General features: G+C 40.5%; 19 protein-coding genes and 1 tRNA gene. 7 read left to right on the top strand and 13 right to left on the bottom strand.

Translation table 11 applies throughout. The annotated features are described in order from the left end of the window. Positions 1-186: 186 nt before the first annotated feature. From ABXG83_RS04145 to ABXG83_RS04130, 4 genes are all read right to left on the bottom strand, one after another. A complete protein-coding gene (locus ABXG83_RS04145) occupies positions 187-372 on the bottom strand; it encodes a hypothetical protein (protein ID WP_353550226.1) in 186 nt (61 codons plus the stop codon). Between the two features lie 296 nt (positions 373-668). Then, entirely contained in the window at positions 669-1,613 is a 945-nt protein-coding gene (plsX, locus tag ABXG83_RS04140) for a phosphate acyltransferase PlsX (protein ID WP_353550225.1), read from the bottom strand. Between the two features lie 34 nt (positions 1,614-1,647). Continuing rightward, positions 1,648-1,842 carry a 50S ribosomal protein L32 gene (rpmF, locus tag ABXG83_RS04135; protein ID WP_078830450.1) on the bottom strand — a complete coding sequence of 65 codons (195 nt, stop codon included), beginning with the start codon at positions 1,840-1,842 and terminating at the stop codon, positions 1,648-1,650. A gap of 28 nt (positions 1,843-1,870) precedes the next feature. Next, on the bottom strand, positions 1,871-2,416 hold the full coding sequence (locus ABXG83_RS04130) for a DUF177 domain-containing protein (protein WP_353550224.1): 546 nt from the start codon (positions 2,414-2,416) through the stop codon (positions 1,871-1,873). A gap of 123 nt (positions 2,417-2,539) precedes the next feature. On the opposite strand from ABXG83_RS04130, the gene ABXG83_RS04125 reads away from it, so the two are divergent. Both ABXG83_RS04125 and ABXG83_RS04120 read left to right on the top strand, forming a co-directional pair. Then, positions 2,540-3,661 carry a DUF3810 domain-containing protein gene (locus ABXG83_RS04125; RefSeq protein ID WP_353550223.1) on the top strand — a complete coding sequence of 374 codons (1,122 nt, stop codon included), beginning with the start codon at positions 2,540-2,542 and terminating at the stop codon, positions 3,659-3,661. Then, positions 3,648-4,121, top strand: coding sequence for a TspO/MBR family protein (locus ABXG83_RS04120; protein WP_353550222.1), 474 nt, complete (start codon positions 3,648-3,650; stop codon positions 4,119-4,121). Before ABXG83_RS04125 ends, ABXG83_RS04120 begins: the two co-directional genes overlap by 14 nt. A gap of 131 nt (positions 4,122-4,252) precedes the next feature. Here ABXG83_RS04120 and dcd read toward each other — a convergent pair whose 3' ends face one another. After that, positions 4,253-4,789, bottom strand: a complete 537-nt coding sequence (gene dcd / locus ABXG83_RS04115) for a dCTP deaminase (RefSeq protein WP_353550221.1) — start codon at positions 4,787-4,789, stop codon at positions 4,253-4,255. A 70-nt stretch (positions 4,790-4,859) separates the two neighbouring features. Here dcd and ABXG83_RS04110 point away from each other — a divergent pair, with 70 nt between their 5' ends. Continuing rightward, positions 4,860-5,483 (top strand): 4'-phosphopantetheinyl transferase superfamily protein, encoded by a 624-nt coding sequence (locus ABXG83_RS04110; RefSeq protein WP_353550220.1) that lies wholly within the window; start codon positions 4,860-4,862, stop codon positions 5,481-5,483. A gap of 50 nt (positions 5,484-5,533) precedes the next feature. Here ABXG83_RS04110 and ABXG83_RS04105 read toward each other — a convergent pair whose 3' ends face one another. The 4 genes from ABXG83_RS04105 to argS form a co-directional block, all read right to left on the bottom strand. Beyond that, positions 5,534-6,640 (bottom strand): hypothetical protein, encoded by a 1,107-nt coding sequence (locus ABXG83_RS04105; protein ID WP_353550219.1) that lies wholly within the window; start codon positions 6,638-6,640, stop codon positions 5,534-5,536. Beyond that, the gene (locus tag ABXG83_RS04100; RefSeq protein WP_353550218.1) at positions 6,633-7,886 is read right to left on the bottom strand and encodes a DUF2130 domain-containing protein; all 1,254 of its coding nucleotides are present in this window, start codon (positions 7,884-7,886) and stop codon (positions 6,633-6,635) included. The genes ABXG83_RS04105 and ABXG83_RS04100 overlap by 8 nt, the downstream gene beginning before the upstream one ends. A gap of 259 nt (positions 7,887-8,145) precedes the next feature. Continuing rightward, positions 8,146-8,231 (bottom strand) — tRNA-Leu (locus tag ABXG83_RS04095). A gap of 74 nt (positions 8,232-8,305) precedes the next feature. Next, on the bottom strand, positions 8,306-10,084 hold the full coding sequence (gene argS / locus ABXG83_RS04090) for an arginine--tRNA ligase (RefSeq protein WP_353550217.1): 1,779 nt from the start codon (positions 10,082-10,084) through the stop codon (positions 8,306-8,308). 56 nt (positions 10,085-10,140) lie between these two features. Here argS and ABXG83_RS04085 point away from each other — a divergent pair, with 56 nt between their 5' ends. Then, positions 10,141-10,635, top strand: coding sequence for a GtrA family protein (locus tag ABXG83_RS04085; protein ID WP_353550216.1), 495 nt, complete (start codon positions 10,141-10,143; stop codon positions 10,633-10,635). Here ABXG83_RS04085 and ABXG83_RS04080 read toward each other — a convergent pair. Then, positions 10,625-12,838, bottom strand: coding sequence for a right-handed parallel beta-helix repeat-containing protein (locus ABXG83_RS04080; RefSeq protein ID WP_353550215.1), 2,214 nt, complete (start codon positions 12,836-12,838; stop codon positions 10,625-10,627). The two genes, ABXG83_RS04085 and ABXG83_RS04080, sit on opposite strands and share 11 nt — an antisense overlap. A gap of 200 nt (positions 12,839-13,038) precedes the next feature. Between ABXG83_RS04080 and dnaK the strand changes: the two genes are divergently transcribed. After that, positions 13,039-14,952, top strand: coding sequence for a molecular chaperone DnaK (dnaK, locus tag ABXG83_RS04075; protein ID WP_353550214.1), 1,914 nt, complete (start codon positions 13,039-13,041; stop codon positions 14,950-14,952). A 53-nt stretch (positions 14,953-15,005) separates the two neighbouring features. Here dnaK and ABXG83_RS04070 read toward each other — a convergent pair whose 3' ends face one another. After that, the gene (locus ABXG83_RS04070) at positions 15,006-15,239 is read right to left on the bottom strand and encodes a hypothetical protein (RefSeq protein WP_353550213.1); all 234 of its coding nucleotides are present in this window, start codon (positions 15,237-15,239) and stop codon (positions 15,006-15,008) included. A 109-nt stretch (positions 15,240-15,348) separates the two neighbouring features. Beyond that, complete coding sequence (locus tag ABXG83_RS04065) at positions 15,349-16,299, bottom strand: class I SAM-dependent methyltransferase (RefSeq protein ID WP_353550212.1); 951 nt, start codon at positions 16,297-16,299, stop codon at positions 15,349-15,351. Between the two features lie 98 nt (positions 16,300-16,397). Here ABXG83_RS04065 and ABXG83_RS04060 point away from each other — a divergent pair, with 98 nt between their 5' ends. Continuing rightward, positions 16,398-18,029, top strand: a complete 1,632-nt coding sequence (locus ABXG83_RS04060; protein WP_353550211.1) for a M14 family metallopeptidase — start codon at positions 16,398-16,400, stop codon at positions 18,027-18,029. Between the two features lie 20 nt (positions 18,030-18,049). Further along, complete coding sequence (locus tag ABXG83_RS04055) at positions 18,050-19,795, top strand: M14 family metallopeptidase (protein WP_353550210.1); 1,746 nt, start codon at positions 18,050-18,052, stop codon at positions 19,793-19,795. Between the two features lie 54 nt (positions 19,796-19,849). Here ABXG83_RS04055 and ABXG83_RS04050 read toward each other — a convergent pair whose 3' ends face one another. Further along, positions 19,850-21,040 (bottom strand): pyridoxal phosphate-dependent aminotransferase, encoded by a 1,191-nt coding sequence (locus ABXG83_RS04050; protein WP_353550209.1) that lies wholly within the window; start codon positions 21,038-21,040, stop codon positions 19,850-19,852. Positions 21,041-21,154: the final 114 nt, after the last annotated feature.

Here is a 21,154-nt window from a genome sequence, read left to right as displayed (position 1 = left end):
TAAAACTAACGTTTGTTTGTGCAAAGGTAAAGTTTTGCTACGGCTGTTGAACAGTTCGGCCGTTTTTAATGCGAATATGTGAATAAACGATAGAGAAAAGGGTAGTGATGTACCTAAGAGTACCATGTAGCACCACTGCCCTTACTGATCTGCAGCGATGTACGTTGTTGCATCATATCTTTTGAATTAGAAGCTTTTCACTAAATGGATCATGCTTCCAGCATCTTGGATATTGATTCCTTTGCGTACGATTTCTGTTTTTTCTGATTCATCTTCAGTAGTTGCTTTATCCGTGTGCAAATAAGCAATAGTAATAGCAGGGATCAAAGCGATCATCGCGAAAATCTGGAGGTTGTTGACTAACTTTTTCATAACGGTTGTTTTTGTGTTTTTTAATTTGATAGAACAAAGATATGTCAACTTTTGGTACTATGCAACACATAGTACCATCTTAAGGAAAGTAATATCTGTTGCAAAATAGCTTAGTAAGCTTATTACATATTGATAATCAGTTGAATAGATTATTTATAGTCTATTTTCAGCGATTCTTTGAAAATGATGAGCGGTTGTAATTCGTGATGGAAAATGGTTTGCCACTGAGGGCACAGAGGGGCACTGAAGCGTTTCTGTGATCTTCTGAGTCTTCAGTGGCAATAAATAACTAGGAATTAAGCGCTAAAACTGCTGGTGATCTTACCGCAGAGATCGGTCTCGATCATTTTTTCAGCCAATGCGATCATGTTCTTGAAAGCGATATCATTACTGATACCATGACCAATAATAACAGGCTTAGCGACTCCCAATACAGGGGTGCCGCCATAGTTCTCATAGTGGAAGCGATTAAAGTAGCTATCTGAGGAGAGATTTCTTTCTACCGCGATATCGTAAATAGATTCTGCTAGTTTCAGAATGATATTACCGGTAAAGCCATCACACACCATTACATCGGCCTTATCCTGAAAGATATCGCGACCTTCTATGTTTCCGATGAAATTGATTTGTGTATTTTCTTTTAAAAGAGGGTAGGTGGCTTGTGCAAGAATATTGCCCTTGCCTTCTTCTTCTCCAACATTCACTAATCCTACAGAAGGATTGGTGATATTGAGAATATGCTGAGCATATAAACTTCCCAATAATGCAAACTGATTTAGTTGCTCTGGTTTGCAATCTGCATTCAATCCAACATCCACCAATAAACCGGTTCCGCCTTTCAATTTAGGGATGATGGTTGAAATCGTGGGACGTGCAACGCCTGCAATAGGTTTGATGCTGTACATCGCACCCACCAACATAGCTCCGGTATTTCCTGCACTGATGAATGCATCAATTTTACCGGTAGCAAGCAAGTGAAATCCGATAGCGATCGAAGAACGTTGCTTTTCTTTTAATGCCTTGGTAGGGTGTTCATGATAACCGATCACTTCCGGGGCATGTACCAAATGCAAATTAGGTGATGTAACCTGATGCTCCTCCAACAGAGGGTTGATCAGTGTTTCATCACCTATTAAATATAGTGAGGCAACAGGTGTACTGGTAGACAGATAAAGTTTCAGTCCCTTCACCGCTTCCAGCGGTGCAAAATCTCCACCCATCATGTCTATGCCAATATTCATGCGCGGTAAGCTTGGTTAAACTGTACTAAAAGGATTAAGCTTTCAATGGTGCTTTCTCAGCTACCAGTTTCCCTTTATAGAACAATTTACCTTCGCTCACGTGTGCACGATGGCGTACGTGTGTTTCACCTGTGGTGCTGTCTTTGCTCAATGTAACTTCCTGTGCTACGTAGTGCGTTCTTCTTTTTGCACTGCGCTGCTGTGAATGTCTGCGTTTAGGATTCGGCATATCTCGAATTTTAGAGTATCAATAATGTTTATTCTAAATCTTTAAATTTTTCTAGTCCCTTCCAAACCGTTTTGTGTTGGTCTTTTTGTGCTTCTTCTTCCATCTTCTTCAATTTCTCCAACACTTCTTTATTACACAGTGGACCACCCACTTCACTTTCCTTACACATTTTCTGGAGCGGAATACTGAGGTTGATGAATTCATAGATCCAATCGCTCAGGTACAGATGGCTTTCTCCTCGACTGATATAATACACATCAGGATCTTCTTCTTGCTCATTCATGATTTCAGGGTCGTCCACCATTTTTACAATGATGTTGAACTCATCCCAGAGTTGTAACGGCAATTGGTTTCCACATCTGTCGCAAGGAGTCTCCAATGTACCGTCAATATCAAACTTGAGTTGCATGAAGTTGTTATTCTTCTCCAAACTCAATTTTATATTGGCGATGCAGTTGTTGAAATCCTGCTCTCCATAACTCGTAAAGAACTTGTCCTCAATACGGTATTCGTATACATGAGTCCCCGGCTTTAAACCCACAAAAGCTATCTCATATTCCCGCCGATGACTCATAACCGATTTTTAAGGGCTTGCAAAGGTAGTCCATAATGGCGGAAATGCCAAGAGAAAATTGCCTTTCAAGGCTTTCTACTTATCAACAGACCTGAATCAAGAGGAAATCCCATATTTGTAACCATGAATGAAGGTCAGAAACCATCCCCTTTGATCTGGATAAAAACAGGATCGCTCCTTTTTATAGCCTTGCTATTGCATTTGCTGGGTTATTTTCCTTCAATTATTGAAAATTGGTACAGTACCGGAATCTACAAAGGTATATCCTATCTTCTAAGAGCCGTGACCAAATGGGTACCGTTCAGTGTGGGGGATGTTCTTTATATTCTATTCATTATCAGTCTAATAGTCGGACTTATCCGTTTTATTATACGATTGGTCGGGGGGAAGCTCAATCGACATTCTGTGATTCCCATAGCATTGAAATTATTTGGCAAAATATTGTATATCTATATCATTTTCAGACTGTTATGGGGCTTGAACTATGATCGGTTGGGGATCGCTCATCAATTGAAATTATCTACCAAAGAATATGAAACAGAGGAAGTGATTCAATTGACCAATCGCCTGATCGATAGTTTGAATGCCTGCCGTCTGCGATTATCGGATACCGTACTGCCAGAACCACCGGTAGACAGTATTTTTCGGATGGCTGGAATCGGGTATAGCCGATTGTCGGATCAATACTTTTTTCTGAATTATACACAACGTTCGCTGAAGCCGAGTCTATTTACCCCTATCGCTGACTGGTTGTCTTTTACCGGCTACTACAATCCATTTTCCGGGGAAGGACAGGTTCGGAAGGATATTCCTCGTGTATTGATTCCTTTTGTGTCTTGTCATGAGATCGGACATCAACTTGGATATGCCAGTGAGAGTGAAGCCAATTTTGTGGGATTTCTCGCAGCTTTATCAACCAATGATCCTTATTTCCGTTATTCAGCATTGAATGAGTTGTTTACCTATGCCCAACGAGAGGAGTTATTTATGCTGGCATTGGCAAAAGACTCTGTTCGATTCGAATCCGTTATTCAGCAGAATCGCGAGCGATTGGATACATTGGTGCGAAAAGATCGAAAAGAAATAAGGACCTTTTTTCAGCAACGTAGTAACAAGATATCACCTGCATTCAATGATCTTTATGAAAGATATCTGAAAGCCAACGATCAGGCCGAAGGTTTACGTAGTTATGATGAGGTGGTTGGATTATTAATAGCTTATATCAAGAAACATGAAAAAATCTGATCTCATAAAATTAATTACCTCCATTGTACTTTGTGTTTCGTTAGGTGCAGTAGGTGGATTGGTAACAGTGAATGAAATACCTACTTGGTATGCATCTCTCAATAAACCTTCATTCAATCCACCCAATTGGTTATTTGGTCCGGTATGGACAACCCTTTATTTCTTAATGGGTGTCAGCGCATACCTGATATGGAAACAACCTGTATCAAAAGCAAGAAATCAGGCATTACAATTGTTTATTTTACAATTCCTATTCAACTTCTGCTGGTCATTTATTTTTTTCGGATTGCACGCCACCGGATGGGCATTGATTGAAATGATCGCACTTTGGATCTTAATACTAATGACCATTTTGCATTTCGCGAAACACTCGAAGTTAGCAGCATGGCTTTTGGTGCCCTACATCTCCTGGGTAAGCTTTGCACTCTTGCTCAATGCAGCGATTTGGAGGCTGAATTGAGTGAGTAGTGAATAGTCAGTAGTGAGTTAGGCATTGTGAATGGTGAATTGTCAATGATCAATGAGTATGTTCTACATCTAAAACATATACTCACTACTGACTATTCACTACTCATAATTGACCATTCACAACTAAAATTTATTCTTCCACATCATACTCTCCACCGGCTTATTGGGTTGACCGCTGTATTTGGCGTTGGATTTCTGATTGTATTTTACTTCGATCTCTCCTTCAACAGGGAAGTAGATCAGCTGTCCGATCGGCATTCCATGATATACCCGTACAGGTTGTTTGCAAGAGATCTCGAGTGTCCAGTTACCACAAAATCCTACATCACCTTTACCTGCAGTTGCGTGAATATCGATACCAAGTCTACCTGTTGAGGATTTTCCTTCCAGAAAAGGTACGTGGGCATGTGTTTCCGTGTACTCAAGTGTAACGCCGAGGTAAAACTTGTGCGGCTCAAGCACATATCCTTCATCCGGAATATCAAAATATTCGATCTTATTGTGTTTTTTGGCATCCAATACTTCATCGACATATACTGCCAAAGTCTTTCCCAGATGAACATCATAGCTGTTACTGCCCAGATCGGCACGATTGTAAGGTTCAATTTTAATGGTGCCTTTATCCATTTCCTCAAGTATGCGCTTATCTGTCAGGATCATTATTCGTTAGTTTTTTGGGTTGGGATGCAAATAAATCTTAAATCTGCAATCTAAAACGCAATCATTCCAAGTGCCTCTGTTTTATCAACAAGATATCAACCACGATACTCGTTTAGCAGTATGGGAGATCACTGAGACCGAATCATTTTTTTTGGAGAAGGTTTCATTGAAAAAAGAAATCGCTCATCCCCTTAAACGCTTACAACATCTGGCGGGTCGCTATTTGTTAGGGTATTTGTTTCCGGATTTTCCTGCTGAACTCATTGAGATCGCAGATACGCGAAAACCGTTTCTTCCAGATGAACAATATCATTTTTCTATTTCGCACTGTGGAAATTTTGCAGCTGCTATTGTCAGCAAAACAGAAAGGGTAGGAGTCGATATTGAACTTTTAACGCCGCGTGTTGAAAAGATCAAACATAAATTTCTACACCTTGAAGAATTGCAGATGGTTGATCATGCGAGTGTTGATAGAATTCAATTACTCACTTTATTGTGGAGTGCGAAAGAAGCCATGTTCAAATGGTGGGGGAATGGAGATGTGGATTTTAGTGAGGTATTAAGAATTTGGCAAATGCCAAATGCTTTGGAAGGAAAGATCAATGCCTCTTTTCAAAAAAATGAAGTGGATATAGGATTGCAACTAGAATATCGTTTGATCAATGACTTGACTTTGTTTTGGATCAATTCTTAAATGTTGAAATTGAATGATGGGACAGGTTTTTCTTGATGATCTCCGTTCCTTTAATCATCAAATCTGCTTTTCGTTTTGGGAATCAGTAATAAGTTATTCTGTAATGTCTGTTTCAATTGTCTTTTGACCAATTGCCCCATCGTGCGGGCTTTCGAAAATGAAGCACCCGCTTTGAAGTGAAAAGATAATTCCGTCTTTAACTGCAATAATTTTTCTGGTGTTGATATAGTATCCTTACTCATGATGTCCAGTAGTTCTTTGATGCGATATCTTGAAGACACCAATCGATATGTCATCATGGTCCTTTCTTCTGCTTGATACTGTGCAATAGAATCAGTATTAAGGTGTTTTAAGACTATATCCACTAATGCACGATTCTCTTTGAAAAATTGCGGCAAGTATAAATTTTTTCTGCCTTCATAAGATTGTTGATCAAAGTCAATAGCACGAATACGGTATTGAAAATCTTCAATGTCCGGAATGATGTTCACTACGAAATTGTAAGAACGCATATCTCCCAGTAATTGCACAAAACATCGCTCATTGAATTTTACAAACTCTTTTGCAAGTCGAATGAGATTCGTATTGTTGCTGTGTAGATGATCAGTGATGAAAATATCTCCAGGTATGCCCGGGATATGTTCTTCAATTAAAGTATCTCGATCTGTAAAATAGGTCATGCGGTTAGGAGAGAGGAGGTGTTCCAATTCTAATCCATAAACCCTGCTCGCATCTGCTTGTTTAATATAATAATGATCGTAATTATCATTGAACTTATTTACAATGCGAATACGAAATGGCTGACTATTCCCGAAATAACAAAAATCAATTCTTGCCACATCCAGGTGATTGATATAGCTCATGTCACCTTCCGTTTTCAGAATGGCATAGATACGTACCAGATTTTCACGGAGGTAATTCCATTCATGCATATCATAAGAAACCTTCTCCCATGATGTGTCGTTCCCTTGTCTGTCTTTCAACGGAACAGAATAGGTATACCGCTGTAAATCTTTATAACTCACAGGCAATTTTACTTCACGACTGTACTGGGTAAGGTATTTTCTCAACTCATCATTGACCGGAAAGATGGGTTTCTTTTTAGAAGGTTTTTCTGCTTCTCCGGTCTTACTGATATGTCCGAATAAGTTATTCAAGAATCAAGGGGTCATTGTCTTCCAATAAATTAAGGTTCACAGCATCCGCTCCTGCGATTCCTTCAATAGAACCTTTGATATGTGCAGCATTCAGTAGTACTTTTTCCAATTGTTTTTCTCTGGCTTTCCAAAGTTTTTCCATGGCATCTCTTTCTTTCTGAATGCTCAGTTTCATGGTCATAAAACCTTCTCTGATGGCTTTCCATTGTTCACTGAATTCTGAACCGATCAGATAGTCGTATAACATCACCATTTTATCGCCTTTGTTTTCCTGACTTTTTTTAGCATCTGCAATTTTTAGCAATGCATTTCTCAACAACAAGGCTACACTTCTTACTTCGTTGAATGTGCAGATATATACACCATCTTTTTCACCAAAGCGATCCATATCTTTGGGAAGGGTTTGTGTAACGATCACGGCTACATCTGCACCCAGATTACGCATATCTGTTTTTAATTTTTCGATCCAGTCGATTGCAAAATCTTTGGTACGTTTACTTTCATAGATGATCTTTCCTGCCTCATTGCCAAATTGATTTCTGACAGTTTGAATACAATCAGCTCCGCGAACGCCTTTTCCTACTTCTTCAATTTTATCAAAAGGGAAAGTGGTTTGTAATAAGGATTCCAACATCAGTTCCTGCACTTCACCCTGGAGTTGCATACTTCCTTGCTCTGACTTACGGCGCATTTCTTCCACCAGTTTTTTCTGGTCTTCGATCTGCTTCTCCATTTCTTTCATGCGAAGCTGGTATTCCTGTTCTTTGATGCTAAGTTTCTCAGCTTCCTCTTTCGCTAATTGCTCTTTGAGTTTTTCTCTTTCTTCTATGAGTTGTCTTTGTAATGAAAGTTCTAATTCTTCTTCTTTGGTTTTGAGTGCTTGCTCTTTTTGTAAGAATTCCAGTTCCTTTTTACGGGCTTCTTTGAGCTTTTCTTCCTTTTCTTTATCTGCTTCCTGAAGCATTTTTAACTGGTTCTCAAAATCAGCAACAATGTTCTTTCGAAGCGATTCACGTAATTCTTCTTCGAGTTTCTTTTTTTCTGCGGCCAATTTTTTATTGGCTTCTTCTTCTTTTTGTTGAAGCTGTTGCTGAAAGACCAACTCTTTCTGTTTGAATTCCTCGTCTTTTTTCTTCTGCCAATCGATCACTTTGGCACGTAGCTCTTTTTCGATCTCATCTCGCATAGAATCTCCGGGATCGAATTGGTGGTTACAATTAGGACAGTGTATGATAAAGTCAGCCATTATGATACTTTTTTCAAGTTTTAAATGAAGCTACAAAATAAAAATTCCATTTAAGCTGCTTTGAGTTTTAATTCCTGACATCTTAAATGGGATAGTGCGGAAGAGGAGATTCGAACTCCCATCCCCACGGTACCGTGGGGACTATCAGCTCAAAGTAAAGCATACAACCATTCAGCTAAGAGAAGCACAATAATCCCATACTCTTCCGAAAGAATAATGTAAGAACAATAAAAAACCCAGAAATTATATCTGGGTTTAGTGCGGAAGAGGAGATTCGAACTCCCACGCCCGGTAAAAGGCGCTACCACCTCAAAGTAGTGCGTCTACCAATTTCGCCACCTCCGCATTCTTTGGGACGGCAAATATACAGTGATTCAGGAAATGATATGGCTTAGAACTCAAGATTTTTAAAGTCCTAATTACATCCGCTCCGGTACTCTGATACCCAGTACAGACATTCCATTTTTCAAGGTCAGTGCTGTTAGTTGCGATAAAGCCAGTCTCAATCTTTTTTTCTCCTCATTCTCCGCATTGGCAATCGAATGTTCCGTATAAAATGAATTGAAGGTTTTCGCCAAATTGAATACATAGATCGCCACTTTTGAAGGATCATGTTCAGAGGCAGCTTCATTCAGTACGGTTGGGAACTGCTCGAGGGTGAGGAGGAGTTCTTTTTCCAGAGGAAGTAGTCCATGGACCATGGACCATGAATCATGGGCTGCAGTATTTTTTCTCAGGATGCTCTTGATACGCGCATGGGTGTATTGAATAAACGGACCCGTAAATCCATGGAAATCGATGCTTTCTTCCGGATTAAAGATCATTTTCTTTTTGGGGTCTACACGCAGGAGGAAAAATTTAAGCGCCCCCAGTCCAATGATATCATAGAGTTCTTTCAATTCTTCCGCTGTGAAATCTTTTACCTTCCCGAGTTCTTCCGTTTTTTGTCGCGCAATATTTACCATTTCCTCCACCAGATCATCAGCATCCACAACCGTTCCTTCACGACTTTTCATTTTACCTGATGGTAATTCTACCATTCCATAACTCAAATGATAAATACCATCTGCAGAAGGCAGCTGTAATTTCTGACAGATCAGTTTCAATACCTTAAAATGATAATTCTGTTCATCACCCACCACATAGATACTTTGCTGTGCATTGAACTCCTTTTGTTTTTGCTCAGCCAATCCAATATCCTGTGTGATATATACCGATGTGCCATCTTTTCTTCGAACCAGTTTTTCATCGAGTCCATCAGCTGTCAGATCGATCCATACACTGCCATCTTCTTTTTGAAAAAACACGTCTTTGGTCAATCCCGTTTCTACCAGATCTTTTCCAAGCAGGTAGGTATTGCTTTCATAATAGGTCTTGTCAAAATCACTTCCGATTCGTTGATAGGTTTGGTTGAAACCCTCATATACCCAGCCATTCATGGTGCGCCACAATTCCATCACTTCAGGCTTGCCTGCTTCCCAATCGATCAGCATTTGTTGGGTATCTTTCATGATGGGTGCTTCTTTTTCAGCCTGTTCTTTCGTCATACCTGAAGCAACCAGTTCATCCATTTCTTTTTTATAGGCGTCATTGAATTTTACATAATAATCACCCACAAAATGATCACCTTTCATACCGGTACTGGCAGGAGTTGCACCATTGGCAAATCGTTGCCAAGCAATCATGCTTTTACATATATGCACACCACGGTCGTTTACGATACAGGTTTTAACAACATCATGACCGGTGGCCTTTAATATCTCAGCAATACTCCATCCTAAAAAATTGTTACGTAAATGACCTAAATGCAGGGGTTTATTGGTGTTGGGTGAAGAATACTCAACCATTACCTTTTCATGCTTAACAGTGTTGAAACCAAATGTTGGATTCGTATGCTGCTCTGATAAGAACTGAAACCAATAAGCGTCTGTAACTGAAAGATTCAAAAAACCTTTGATGATATTATAGTTGCTGAATAACAGGGGAAATTTTTCGAGCATTGCTTTGCCAATCTCTTCACCTAAAGCATCGGGTGACTTTTTAAGTTGTTTGACCAATGCAAAAAGTACGACCGTATAATCACCTTCAAATTCCGGTTTGGTAGCATTCACCAGTATATCGGCAGGTTGTATCTGTATTTGATACAACTCTGTGATCGTGGTAGCTGCTGCTGATTTGATCTGTTCTACAACACTCATATTCATAATGGTTTCGGGCGCAAAAGTAATTAATTAAGGCCTACCTTAGCGGCTTCATGCGAAACTTGCACGAACATATCCGGACGCTGATCCTTTCCGTGGTTGATTTTTTCTATCCGCTTTTTCGAAGGTTCATGCCATTGCAGACCTATCGTTATGCAGCCTGTGGCGGGTTCAATACCTCTTTGGATATCACACTTTTCTTTCTGGCATACAATTATGTATTTGATAAACAGATCATTCATCTGTCTTTTATATCAGTAAGTGCGCATATCGCCGCTTTTTTGGCAGCTTTTATGATCACATTTCCGGTAGGATTTTACCTGAGCCGTTATGTGGTATTTCAGGAAACATCAGTTGCTAAAAGAAAGCAGATCAGTAAATATTTCCTGGTAGTACTTGGATGTCTACTACTGAACTATGTTTTTTTGAAACTGTTTGTAGAAGTCTTCGGATGGTATCCCACGATTTCCAAGATCATCACTACTTTTTTTGTGGTGGCTTTTAGCTATTTCTCTCAAAAGAACTTTACGTTCAAAGCTAGTAGCTAGTGATCTTTTGCTGAAACATGATTTTATTTTCTTGTTTTTTTATAGGGTGGATATAAAACATCAATGTAGCAATGCCTGTTCTTTCTGCATGTATCACTTTGAATTCGTGTATCCCCTTGCTCAATTCCAATAATTTTCTTTGATGGGTCAGTTCATCCAATGTTGTGTATTTGGGGTCCCATGCATCGATGAATAGTTTTCCATCTACATACACTTTTACATAATCATCAGCTGTGATACCGATATCATAAAAACCTGCTTCTGTTTCAATATGGGTAGTTGCTACGGTTGCAAATGAATCTGCAGGTAAATTTTTTCCGATGGTTCCCCACCAGGTAAAGTCTAATTGATCATAAGTACTTTGATGAATGGGAGTGGAGCTAAGCAGTTGCATAAATGCATCTTCTTTTGTTAACGGATCGGTCGCTTCATTCCATGAAAACCATTGTATATCCCAATTTTGTTTGGGCTGGTATAGCTCGTATCCAAATGAACTGCCATTACCACCTGCTTTCCCAAACTGATCAATAAATACATCTCCCATGTATTCAAGTCTGATCTCTTTGAAAGCAGCGTCAGCGCTTGGTTTTGCAATCAGATATGATGGGAAACTGTCCACACCTTTATCTGTGATCTCAAATCCTAATGATCCATTCACTTTCCAGTTGCCTGATGGAGCCAGTACTTCAAAATGATAGCGTCCTGCACTATCAATTTTCTTCAGCCATAATAAAGGATATTCAAAATTATAAGGCCCCCATTGTGTGATACGGATATTGTCTTTTCCTTTGGGGAACTCACTCTCCGGTCTTTTGGTTGCAGGAACTTTTTTGAGTCTTTCATCCGGAACATAATCCATATCAAGTGGATCATCCTCTCTGGAAGTATCAATATCATGGGTTCTGTCGCCCAGCTTCAGACCGTTGGTATGTGCCATTTTCAAATTACCACTGAATGCTACGGTATCGGTTCCCATAATATCATATACGGTCTCAGTTGCCGTAAACTGATTCACTGCGATCCAATAGTTCATACTTCTTGTATCTCTTACCTGTGCATATTTCCAGTCGGATGGCTGTTTTTCCCTCGACCATAGTTTGATGGCCGTTTTGTCATATAAAAAACGGTTGAGTGCAATGTTGTTGTTTTGGCCATGCTCAATTGCAATGCCGATTCTATTGAAGGCAAAATCATTATCTGTAAAATCACTTTCGTAGCTATAGCCACCCCAAATACCATGGTCGCAATCACGTATCACATTTTTCATGATCAAGTTGCGACTGAAAGTAACTTCCACACCGTTTGTGGGCGCATAAGAAAAATCATTGCCGTATACAAAATTGTCATTGCAGCCGCCTTCACCCGTGTCCATAGTATGCTGTCCGGCCCAAAGAAAAAAACCATCGCCACTATGTGTAGCGCTGTTAAAGGCGAATATGTTGTGGTTACATTGTTCAAAAACCAAAAAGCCGGCACTGTCTTGCCCTCTTTTGTATTTACCATGGCTATACCCCCTCACATTCCAATCTACCCGGTTATGATAGATCAGATTATGACTACTTCTGTATAAACCAATACCAACCCCTGAATTGAACGAGAAATTGTTGTCAGCAACTGTTACACTATCCGATAACGTCATCATGAATCCGCATTGTCCGTTCGTGACCGTATTGCCAATGATCTTTGCATTATTGCATTTGCGTAAGTAAATACCTGCGCCATAACGGATCCATTCATTATGATCATTTTTGTGATAACTCATCCAGTCACTGATATCTTCTCTGTCAAGATTGCTTTTTAACTGTTGTCTGTAATTAAAGCTCAGATCGCATTGCTGAATGGAAAGACCTGTAACACTATCGGCCAATATGGCGATTTTATATCCATTGATACGAGCGTTTCGGATCTGTATATTCCTGGAGCCCGGCATGATCTTGATGGCGATTCCTGTAAATTCATCCGGTCGCTGCTCGTCTGTATTTCCTTTTAGCACAACACCTGTAAAGTCTAGTTGAATGTCATTCCCGGTAATTTCGATCAGCGCCTGATCTTCTGAGGTACTCAATTGGTACAATCCGGGGCTTATTCGAGCTGAGCTATTGATCAAGAGCCCTTTTTTCGGTGTGATCAAAGGGAGATCCTGAGCCGAGACTGAAAAAAAGGATATCACCAAGGATAAAAAAGCCGTCCATTTGATTCGCATACTTAAAACTAAGGTTTTCTCTCATTTGAGATGCCTGACGCTCATTTTTACATATGTTACTGTCAGAAACGCATTGATTTGTAGGGATTTCGGTAATGACAACAGGGGGGAATGCCATATTCTGACATTTTTTCACTTATTCCTGTCGTGGCATAATGATTGACAATAGAAAGCCGATTATTCACCTGAAATCAATAGTTATGGGCAAAATAATAGGCATTGACCTTGGAACAACGAATAGTTGTGTGGCCGTTATGGAAGGTAACGAGCCGGTAGTGATTGCAAACGATGAAGGTCGTAGAACAACTCCTTCCGTAGTGGCTTTCCTGAAAAACGGAGAGCGTAAAGTAGGGGATCCTGCCAAACGTCAGGCCATTACCAATCCGCAGAACACCATTACCAGTGTGAAGCGTTTTATGGGTCGTCGTCACGACGAAGTGACCGAAGAGATCAGTCATTGGAGTTATAAAGTAGCGAAAGGTGACAATAATACCGTTCGTGTTGCGATCGATGATCGTTTATATACCCCTCAGGAAATCTCAGCGATGGTGCTTCAGAAAATGAAGAAAACCGCTGAAGATTATCTTGGACAGGAAGTGACAGATGCAGTGATCACTGTACCTGCATATTTCAATGATGCACAGCGTCAGGCTACCAAAGAAGCCGGTGAGATCGCCGGATTGAATGTGCGCCGAATTGTGAATGAGCCTACTGCTGCGGCACTGGCTTATGGATTGGATAAGAAAAATGCGGATCAGAAGATCGCAGTGTTTGACTTGGGTGGTGGTACTTTTGATATTTCTATTCTTGAATTGGGTGATGGCGTTTTTGAAGTAAAATCTACCAACGGTGATACACACCTTGGTGGTGATGACTTTGATAAAGTGATCATGGACTGGTTAGCGGATGAATTCAAAACACAAGAAGCAATCGATCTGCGTAAAGATCCGATGGCATTACAGCGTTTGAAAGAAGCTGCTGAAAAAGCAAAAATCGAATTGAGTTCTTCTGCAGAAACAGAGATCAATCTTCCTTATATCACAGCGGTGGATGGTGTTCCTAAACACCTGGTATTGAAACTTACCCGTGCTAAGTTTGAAGCTTTGGCTGATAATCTTTTTGCACGTTGCTTGAAGCCTTGTGAAGCAGCTTTAAAAGATGCCGGTTATTCTACTTCTCAAATTGATGAAGTGATCCTCGTAGGTGGTTCTACACGTATTCCTAAAGTTCAGGAAATCGTAGAGAAATTCTTTGGAAAGAAACCTAACCGTGGCGTGAATCCGGATGAGGTAGTAGCTGTAGGTGCTGCAATTCAAGGTGCGGTATTGACCGGTGAAGTAAAAGATGTGTTGTTGTTGGATGTAACTCCATTAGGATTGGGTATTGAAACCATGGGTGGTGTTATGACAACCATGATCCCTTCAAATACAACCATTCCTACCAAGAAAACAGAAGTGTTCTCAACAGCCAGCGATAATCAACCGGGTGTACAGATCCATGTACTGCAGGGTGAGCGTCCGATGGCAAATCAGAATAAGAGTTTAGGTATCTTTAATCTGGATGGTATTCCACCTGCGCCAAGAGGTGTTCCTCAGATCGAAGTAACATTTGATATTGATGCGAATGGTATCCTGCATGTAAGTGCGAAAGATAAAGGAACAGGTAAAGAGCAGAAGATCCGTATCGAAGCGGGTAGTGGCTTGAGCAAAGAAGAGATCGAAAAGATGAAAGCAGAAGCAAAAGCCAATGAAGCTGCAGATAAAGAAGCTCGTGAAAAAGTAGAGAAGCTGAATCAGGCAGATAGTCTGATCTTCCAAACCGAGAAGCAATTCAAAGAGTTTGGTGATAAGATCCCTGCAGATAAAAAAGCTCCGATCGAAGCAGCACTCACCAAACTGAAAGAAGCGCATAAGAACCAGGATATTCCTGCGATTGATGCTGCTATGGCTGAGATGAATACTGCTTGGACAGCTGCCAGTGAAGAAATTTACAAGGCACAACAAGCTGCCGGAGCACAGCCCGGAGCAGACGCTGCTCAAGGTGCTGCAGATCAGTCAAACGGTAATGCTAAAAATGATACCGTAGAAGACGCACAGTTTGAAGAAGTGAAATAAGCTGAACTGAAAACGATACAAGCCCTGTTCCGATGATTCGGAACGGGGCTTTTTTATACCTGCTGAATCTTTGTGCTATTGCCATGTATTTTGATGACATCAGTGAGGTGGTCTTTGGCATGGAGGATTTGATACTTCTCATTTGGACTTAAACGCTTCCACCAGTCTTTGGCAGTTTCACCAAACAAGATCAATGCTTTGATCTCCATAAATAATAATTCACTGGTAGAAAACACTCTCGCCTCATGATATGGCTTGTATGAAGAGGAGGGTCTGTATGTATACATGTTGCATGTTTTCTCAAAACTATTTTCTTTCGATATCACTTCCGGAAGCACCTTAAAAAACAGGTATAAATACCGATAGAGATACTTGAGATAGCAACGTGTTTGTTCGTTATTTAGTGATTCTGTAACACCAACGCTTGAGCTTGCCTTCAAAGTCGAAAGGAGTGGTCGCTTTCGTAATATCTTTTATCTCACTGGCTTTGATCTCTTCGGCGGCCAATATGAACTTAGTAAAATTCGTACTGAAAAAAAGGGTTCCTCCTTTGGTCATGGCAGCTAAAACATCATTGATGAGTTCTACATGATCTCTTTGAATATCCAGAAAGTCCTTCATCCGCTTACTATTGCTAAAAGTGGGTGGGTCCATGATCACCAGATCAAAACTTTCGGGCTTTAGTGTTTTCAAATATTGCTTTACATCTGCATGCACAAAGAAATATTTCTCCTTATCCTTAAAACGATTGATGACCATATGATCTTCAGCCCAATTCAAATAGGTTTTGGATAAGTCAACAGAAGTAACGGTAGCTGCGCCACCTGCGGCTGTATACACCGAAAAAGAGCCGGTATAACAAAATAAATTCAAGACCCTTTTTCCCGCAGCCAAATCCCTGGCCATTTGTCGGGTCGTACGGTGATCAAGAAATAAGCCGGTATCCAGATAGTCGGTCAGGTTCACCAAAAACTTCAATCCATTCTCTTCAACGGTAAAGAATTCCTTTTTGCTGTCGATCTTCTCATACTGCTCATCTCGGTGAGACATTTTTTTTCGTTGTCTCACAAAAACATGCTCTTTCTTGATGCCTGTGATCTCACTGATCACTTCAATACAGGTATCTAACCAAGCATCATGTTCTTCATCGGTCATGCCATGTCTTCGCAAGTACTCAGCCAGATAGATCCTGTCTTCATAAAACTCAATCGCAAAAGGAAATTCTGGAAGATCATGGTCATATACTCGGTAGCAGGAGATATTCATGCGCTTTGCCTGCTTATGTCTGTGCTTATACACTTTCAATAAACGATTATGAAACATCTCCAGTTTTGGGTTCGCTGACATATTGCAAAGATACTATTCGGTTGAGCTTCGTCCATTCAAGTAAAATGAGTTTTATCAATCAGGGTTTACACTATATTTAGAATCCAAAATTTAATTGCATGCGAAAACTTATGCTTACGGCAATGTTGTGCTGGGCAGCAGGTACCATATCTGCCCAGGATTACAGCAACGCCACTGAACAGGCCGGCAGGCTCAATGCCCTGGTGAAAGCCTATCCTCAAACAAGTTCTCTTAGATCGCTCGCTAAAACCAATGGTGGGAAAGACATTTGGCTATTGACCATTGGCACGGGTAAAATAGAGAATAAACCGGCGATCGCTGTTATCGGTGGTGTCGAGGGAAATCATCTTCTCGGAACAGAATTAGCCATTGGCTTTGCAGAACAACTGCTGAAAGCTTCCGGAACAGACAGTATCAAAAATTTATTGGCACGTACTACTTATTATGTATTCCCGAATATGAGTCCGGATGCGATGGAGCAATACTTCTCCAAATTGCGTACAGGACGTACAGGCAATGCTACGCTTACCGATGATGATCGCGATGGTAAGACCGATGAAGATGGATGGGAAGATCTCGATGGTGATGGTAAGATCACTTTCCTACGCATTGAGTCTGTAACGGGTGATTATAAAGTACATCCTGATGATGCCCGAGTACTGATCAAAGCAGATATTAGCAAAGGTGAAAAAGGTAAATACAAATTAGTATCAGAAGGTACCGATAATGATAAAGATGGTCAGTTCAATGAAGATGGAGAAGGAGGTATTGCTTTTAATAAGAACCTGACTTATAATCATAAGACTTTTGCTCCTGGAGCAGGTGATTATCCCGCATCAGAAAAAGAAACCAGAGCCATGCTTGATTTTCTGTATGATGCATTCAATGTGTATGCAGTGGTAAGTTTTGGCAGCAACAATAATCTTTCAAATCCTATTGCATACAATCCGCAGGCAGCTGCACAAAGAATCGTAGCAGGCTTGTTAGAACCTGATGCGAAAGTCAATGGTATGGTAAGTGACTTGTACAACAAAGTTACTGGAACCAAAGATGCTCCGAGGAATAACACAACAGGAGGAGATGTTCTTTCTTGGGGTTACTTCCATTATGGTCGTTACAGCTTTAGCACACCGGGTTGGTGGGTACCTAAGACCAGACCTGATACAGCCAAAAAAGAAAAAGCATTCACTGTAGAAGATGTAACCGCTAATTATTTACGCTGGGCAGCTCAACAAGGCATCGCCAATGCATTCACAGAATGGAAAACCATCCAGCACCCTGATTTCCCCGGACAAAAAGTAGAAGTAGGTGGTGTGGATCCTTATGCAATGATGAATCCACCTTATAAAATAGTGGAACCTGTTGTAAAAAAACATACAGACTTTTTGGTGAAACTTGCTTCACATCAACCTGAAATTGATGTGGTGAATTTGAAAACAGAAAAACTTGCAAACGGATTGACAAGAGTTAGCTTGGATGTGGTGAACAAGGGTGGATTATCTACGCATAGTAAATTAGGAGAAAGAAGTTATTTCATTAAGAAAGTAAAAGTAGCTGTTCAAACTTCAGGAAAACAAGAAGTAGTGGGAGGTAAAAAAATCCACTTGCTGAATAGTATTGATGCCAATGGGTCGGAATCATTCAGTTGGGTCATCAAAGGAACCGGTAAGTTGGTTATTGAAGCCGGTTGTCCAACAGCAGGCAGCAAATCTATTGAGGTTACTCTTTGATCATCACAAATCATTCAACTATGAAACGTTTTAGTATAAAAATATTCGCAAGTCTGCTGGTGCTTATTACCGGTATGACCGCTCATGCACAATTGCCTGATCAGGTATTCAAAGCTGCAGGTTCACCTGTAAATCCCAAAGTAACTGTTACCTGGAATCGGTATTATGATCATGCAGGTATCAGTGAGATCTGTAAAAAGATCGCAGCTGCTTATCCGGATCTGGCTAAACTACAATCCATCGGTAAATCATTCGAGGGCAGAGATCTCTGGTGCTTGACCATCACTGATTTCAAAAAAGGGAATCCGGATCGTAAGCCCGGTATGTATATCGATGGCAATATTCACTCCAATGAAATTCAAGGTGCTGAATTCGCTTTGTATACTGCATGGTACTTAACTGAATCATTCGGCGATACGAAATTCATTCAGGAATTATTAGAAGATAAAGTATTCTATATCGTTCCTACCATCAACCCGGATGCAAGAGACAGCTATATGCACAAACCCAATACCGGCAGTTCACCCCGTTCTGGTGTGATCCCGGTTGATAATGATGGGGATGGACAAGTGAATGAAGACAGTTATGATGATATCAATAATGACGGGCACATCACCATGATGCGCAGAAAGAATCCTAATGGTCGTTGGAAATTGGACCCTAAAGATCCTCGTAACATGATTCAGGTTGGTCCGGATGAAAAGGGCGATTATGAATTATTGGGTATTGAAGGTATCGATAATGATGGGGATGGAAGAGTGAATGAAGATGGCTACACTTTTGAATATGATCCTAACCGTGATTGGGGTTGGGGATGGCAGCCAAACTATATTCAAAATGGTGCTTACAAATATCCATTCTCTTTGCCGGAGAATAGAGCGGTGATGGAGTTTGTAATGAAACATCCCAACATCGCTGCAGCACAATCATTCCATAATGCCGGAGGTATGATTCTTCGGGGTCCGGGTGGACAAGAAGATATCGGTACTTACAATGCACAGGATATTGCGGTGTATGATGCGATCGCAAAAAAAGGAGAGGAGTTGATTCCGGGATATAAATACCTGGTTGTGTACAAAGATCTGTATTCGGCTTATGGTGGTGAGTTGGATTGGTTTTATGCAGGAAGAGGAATCTATACGTATTCGAATGAATTGTGGACTCCTTATCTGATGTATATGCGTGATGCTACTCGTGATCCTTTTGATAATACCAGTTATAGCTTTGATCGTTATCTGTTATTCCAAGATGCATTTGTTTCTTGGAAAGAATATGATCATCCGCAATATGGTAAAATTGAAGTGGGTGGTATGAAGAAAAATTTTGGTCGTGCGCACCCCGGATTTTTACTGGAATCAGATGCACACCGTAATATGGCTTTCAGTATTTATCATTGCTTCCATACGCCTAAACTGGAAGTGTCTGAGATCACCGAAAAAGATCTAGGTGATGGATTGAAAGAAGTAACAGCAGTGATCTATAATGGCAGGCTGATGCCTACACACAGCAGTCAGGATGCTAAAAATAAAATTGAACGTCCGGATTATATCACGCTCACTACTTCCGGTAAAATACTCAGTGGTATGCAGGTAGAGAACAGAGATCTGAACCTGAGTAAAGAACAACAGAACAATCCTCAAACCATTGAAGTATCGAATATTCCCGGTTTAGGGACGGTGACAGTGAAGTGGATCGTACAAGGAGGAGGGAAGTATACCGTTAATGTGGACAGTAAAAAAGGCGGTACTGCTACCGCCTCAAAATAGATTATCTAATCTGTGAATCTGTGGCTACTATGAATGCCACAGATTCACAGATTTTTATTTCAGTTTTGCCAATGCTTCTTTGATTCTTCCCCAGGCTTTTTCAATATTCCCCATACTATTCGCAAAAGAGAATCGCACACATTTTGGTTCACCGAATGCATCACCCATTACAGAAGACACATGTGCGTTGTTGAGAATATACATACTTAAATCAGCCGCATTCTGAATGGTATTTGTTCCATCTGATTTACCATAATACGCACTTACATCCGGAAACACATAAAAAGCTCCTTCAGGTTCAAAACATTTGAATCCGGGTATTTCACTCACGAGTTGAAGTGTTCTTGCTCTTCTTCTTGTAAACTCTTCTGTCATTTCCATAGATGGACGAAGATCACCGGTCAATGCGGCTACAGCTGCTTTCTGTGTGATTGAGTTGGTGCCACTGGTAAATTGTCCTTGTAATTTCTCACACGCTTTAGCGATCTGAGCACTCGCAGCAATGTATCCAAGACGCCATCCGGTCATTGCGAAACCTTTACTCAGTCCATTGATCAAAACAACTCGGTCTTTCAGATCTTCAAACTGTGCAATGCTCTCATGTTTACCTACAAAATTGATATATTCATAGATCTCATCAGAGATGATCGCAATGTTTGGATATTTGCGAAATACTGCAGCCAATGATTCCAATTCTGCTTTGTTATACACAGCGCCGGATGGATTACATGGTGATGAGAACATGAATACCTTAGTTCTCGGAGTAATAGCGGCTTCTACTTCTGCAGCGGTTGCTTTGAAATGATTTTCGACACTGGTTCTGATCTCCACTACCTTACCCCTGGCTATTTTTACCAATTCTGAATACGTAACCCAATAAGGGGTGGGGATGATCACTTCATCACCTTCATCTACCAAAGCTAAAATGGCATTGGCCAGACTTTGTTTCGCACCTGTGGAAGTAACGATATTTTCAGGAGCATAGTCAAGATTATTATCACGTTTGAGTTTGGTGCAAACTGCTTCTCTCAGATCCAGAAAACCGGGAACAGGAGTATAGTGACTCCAGTTATCGTTGATGGCTTTGATAGCAGCATCTTTGATATGCTGTGGTGTATCAAAATCAGGCTCACCTAAACTCAGATCAATGACATCAATACCTTTGGCTCTGAGTTCACGACCAAGCTTGGCCATCTTAAGGGTTTCCGGTTCATTAAAACGATTGAGAAGCGATGATAATTCCATGATGCTTTACATTAACTAAAATCTGTACATGAATTTTTTGCGAGCGAAAGTTCGTAAAAACTATGCAAACGCCTGTAAGTTTTAACTAGAATGCCCTGTTTTGGTTAAAAAATG

It is taken from the genome of Sediminibacterium sp. KACHI17 (assembly GCF_040362915.1).
GTDB lineage: Bacteria > Bacteroidota > Bacteroidia > Chitinophagales > Chitinophagaceae > Sediminibacterium.
Note: the sequence above shows the minus strand (reverse complement) of the source record. Positions and strands in the feature narration are given on the sequence as shown.

Coding starts and splice junctions, on each gene's coding strand:
- rpmF (WP_078830450.1), bottom strand. CDS start 1,842: ATGCCGAATCCTAAACGCAGACATTCACAGCAGCGCAGTGCAAAAAGA.
- ABXG83_RS04085 (WP_353550216.1), top strand. CDS start 10,141: ATGCGAAACTTGCACGAACATATCCGGACGCTGATCCTTTCCGTGGTT.
- ABXG83_RS04145 (WP_353550226.1), bottom strand. CDS start 372: ATGAAAAAGTTAGTCAACAACCTCCAGATTTTCGCGATGATCGCTTTG.
- ABXG83_RS04080 (WP_353550215.1), bottom strand. CDS start 12,838: ATGCGAATCAAATGGACGGCTTTTTTATCCTTGGTGATATCCTTTTTT.
- ABXG83_RS04130 (WP_353550224.1), bottom strand. CDS start 2,416: ATGAGTCATCGGCGGGAATATGAGATAGCTTTTGTGGGTTTAAAGCCG.
- ABXG83_RS04050 (WP_353550209.1), bottom strand. CDS start 21,040: ATGGAATTATCATCGCTTCTCAATCGTTTTAATGAACCGGAAACCCTT.
- dcd (WP_353550221.1), bottom strand. CDS start 4,789: ATGATCCTGACAGATAAGCGCATACTTGAGGAAATGGATAAAGGCACC.
- ABXG83_RS04125 (WP_353550223.1), top strand. CDS start 2,540: ATGAATGAAGGTCAGAAACCATCCCCTTTGATCTGGATAAAAACAGGA.
- ABXG83_RS04060 (WP_353550211.1), top strand. CDS start 16,398: ATGCGAAAACTTATGCTTACGGCAATGTTGTGCTGGGCAGCAGGTACC.
- ABXG83_RS04055 (WP_353550210.1), top strand. CDS start 18,050: ATGAAACGTTTTAGTATAAAAATATTCGCAAGTCTGCTGGTGCTTATT.
- ABXG83_RS04070 (WP_353550213.1), bottom strand. CDS start 15,239: ATGTATACATACAGACCCTCCTCTTCATACAAGCCATATCATGAGGCG.
- dnaK (WP_353550214.1), top strand. CDS start 13,039: ATGGGCAAAATAATAGGCATTGACCTTGGAACAACGAATAGTTGTGTG.
- ABXG83_RS04065 (WP_353550212.1), bottom strand. CDS start 16,299: ATGTCAGCGAACCCAAAACTGGAGATGTTTCATAATCGTTTATTGAAA.
- ABXG83_RS04100 (WP_353550218.1), bottom strand. CDS start 7,886: ATGGCTGACTTTATCATACACTGTCCTAATTGTAACCACCAATTCGAT.
- argS (WP_353550217.1), bottom strand. CDS start 10,084: ATGAGTGTTGTAGAACAGATCAAATCAGCAGCAGCTACCACGATCACA.
- ABXG83_RS04120 (WP_353550222.1), top strand. CDS start 3,648: ATGAAAAAATCTGATCTCATAAAATTAATTACCTCCATTGTACTTTGT.
- plsX (WP_353550225.1), bottom strand. CDS start 1,613: ATGAATATTGGCATAGACATGATGGGTGGAGATTTTGCACCGCTGGAA.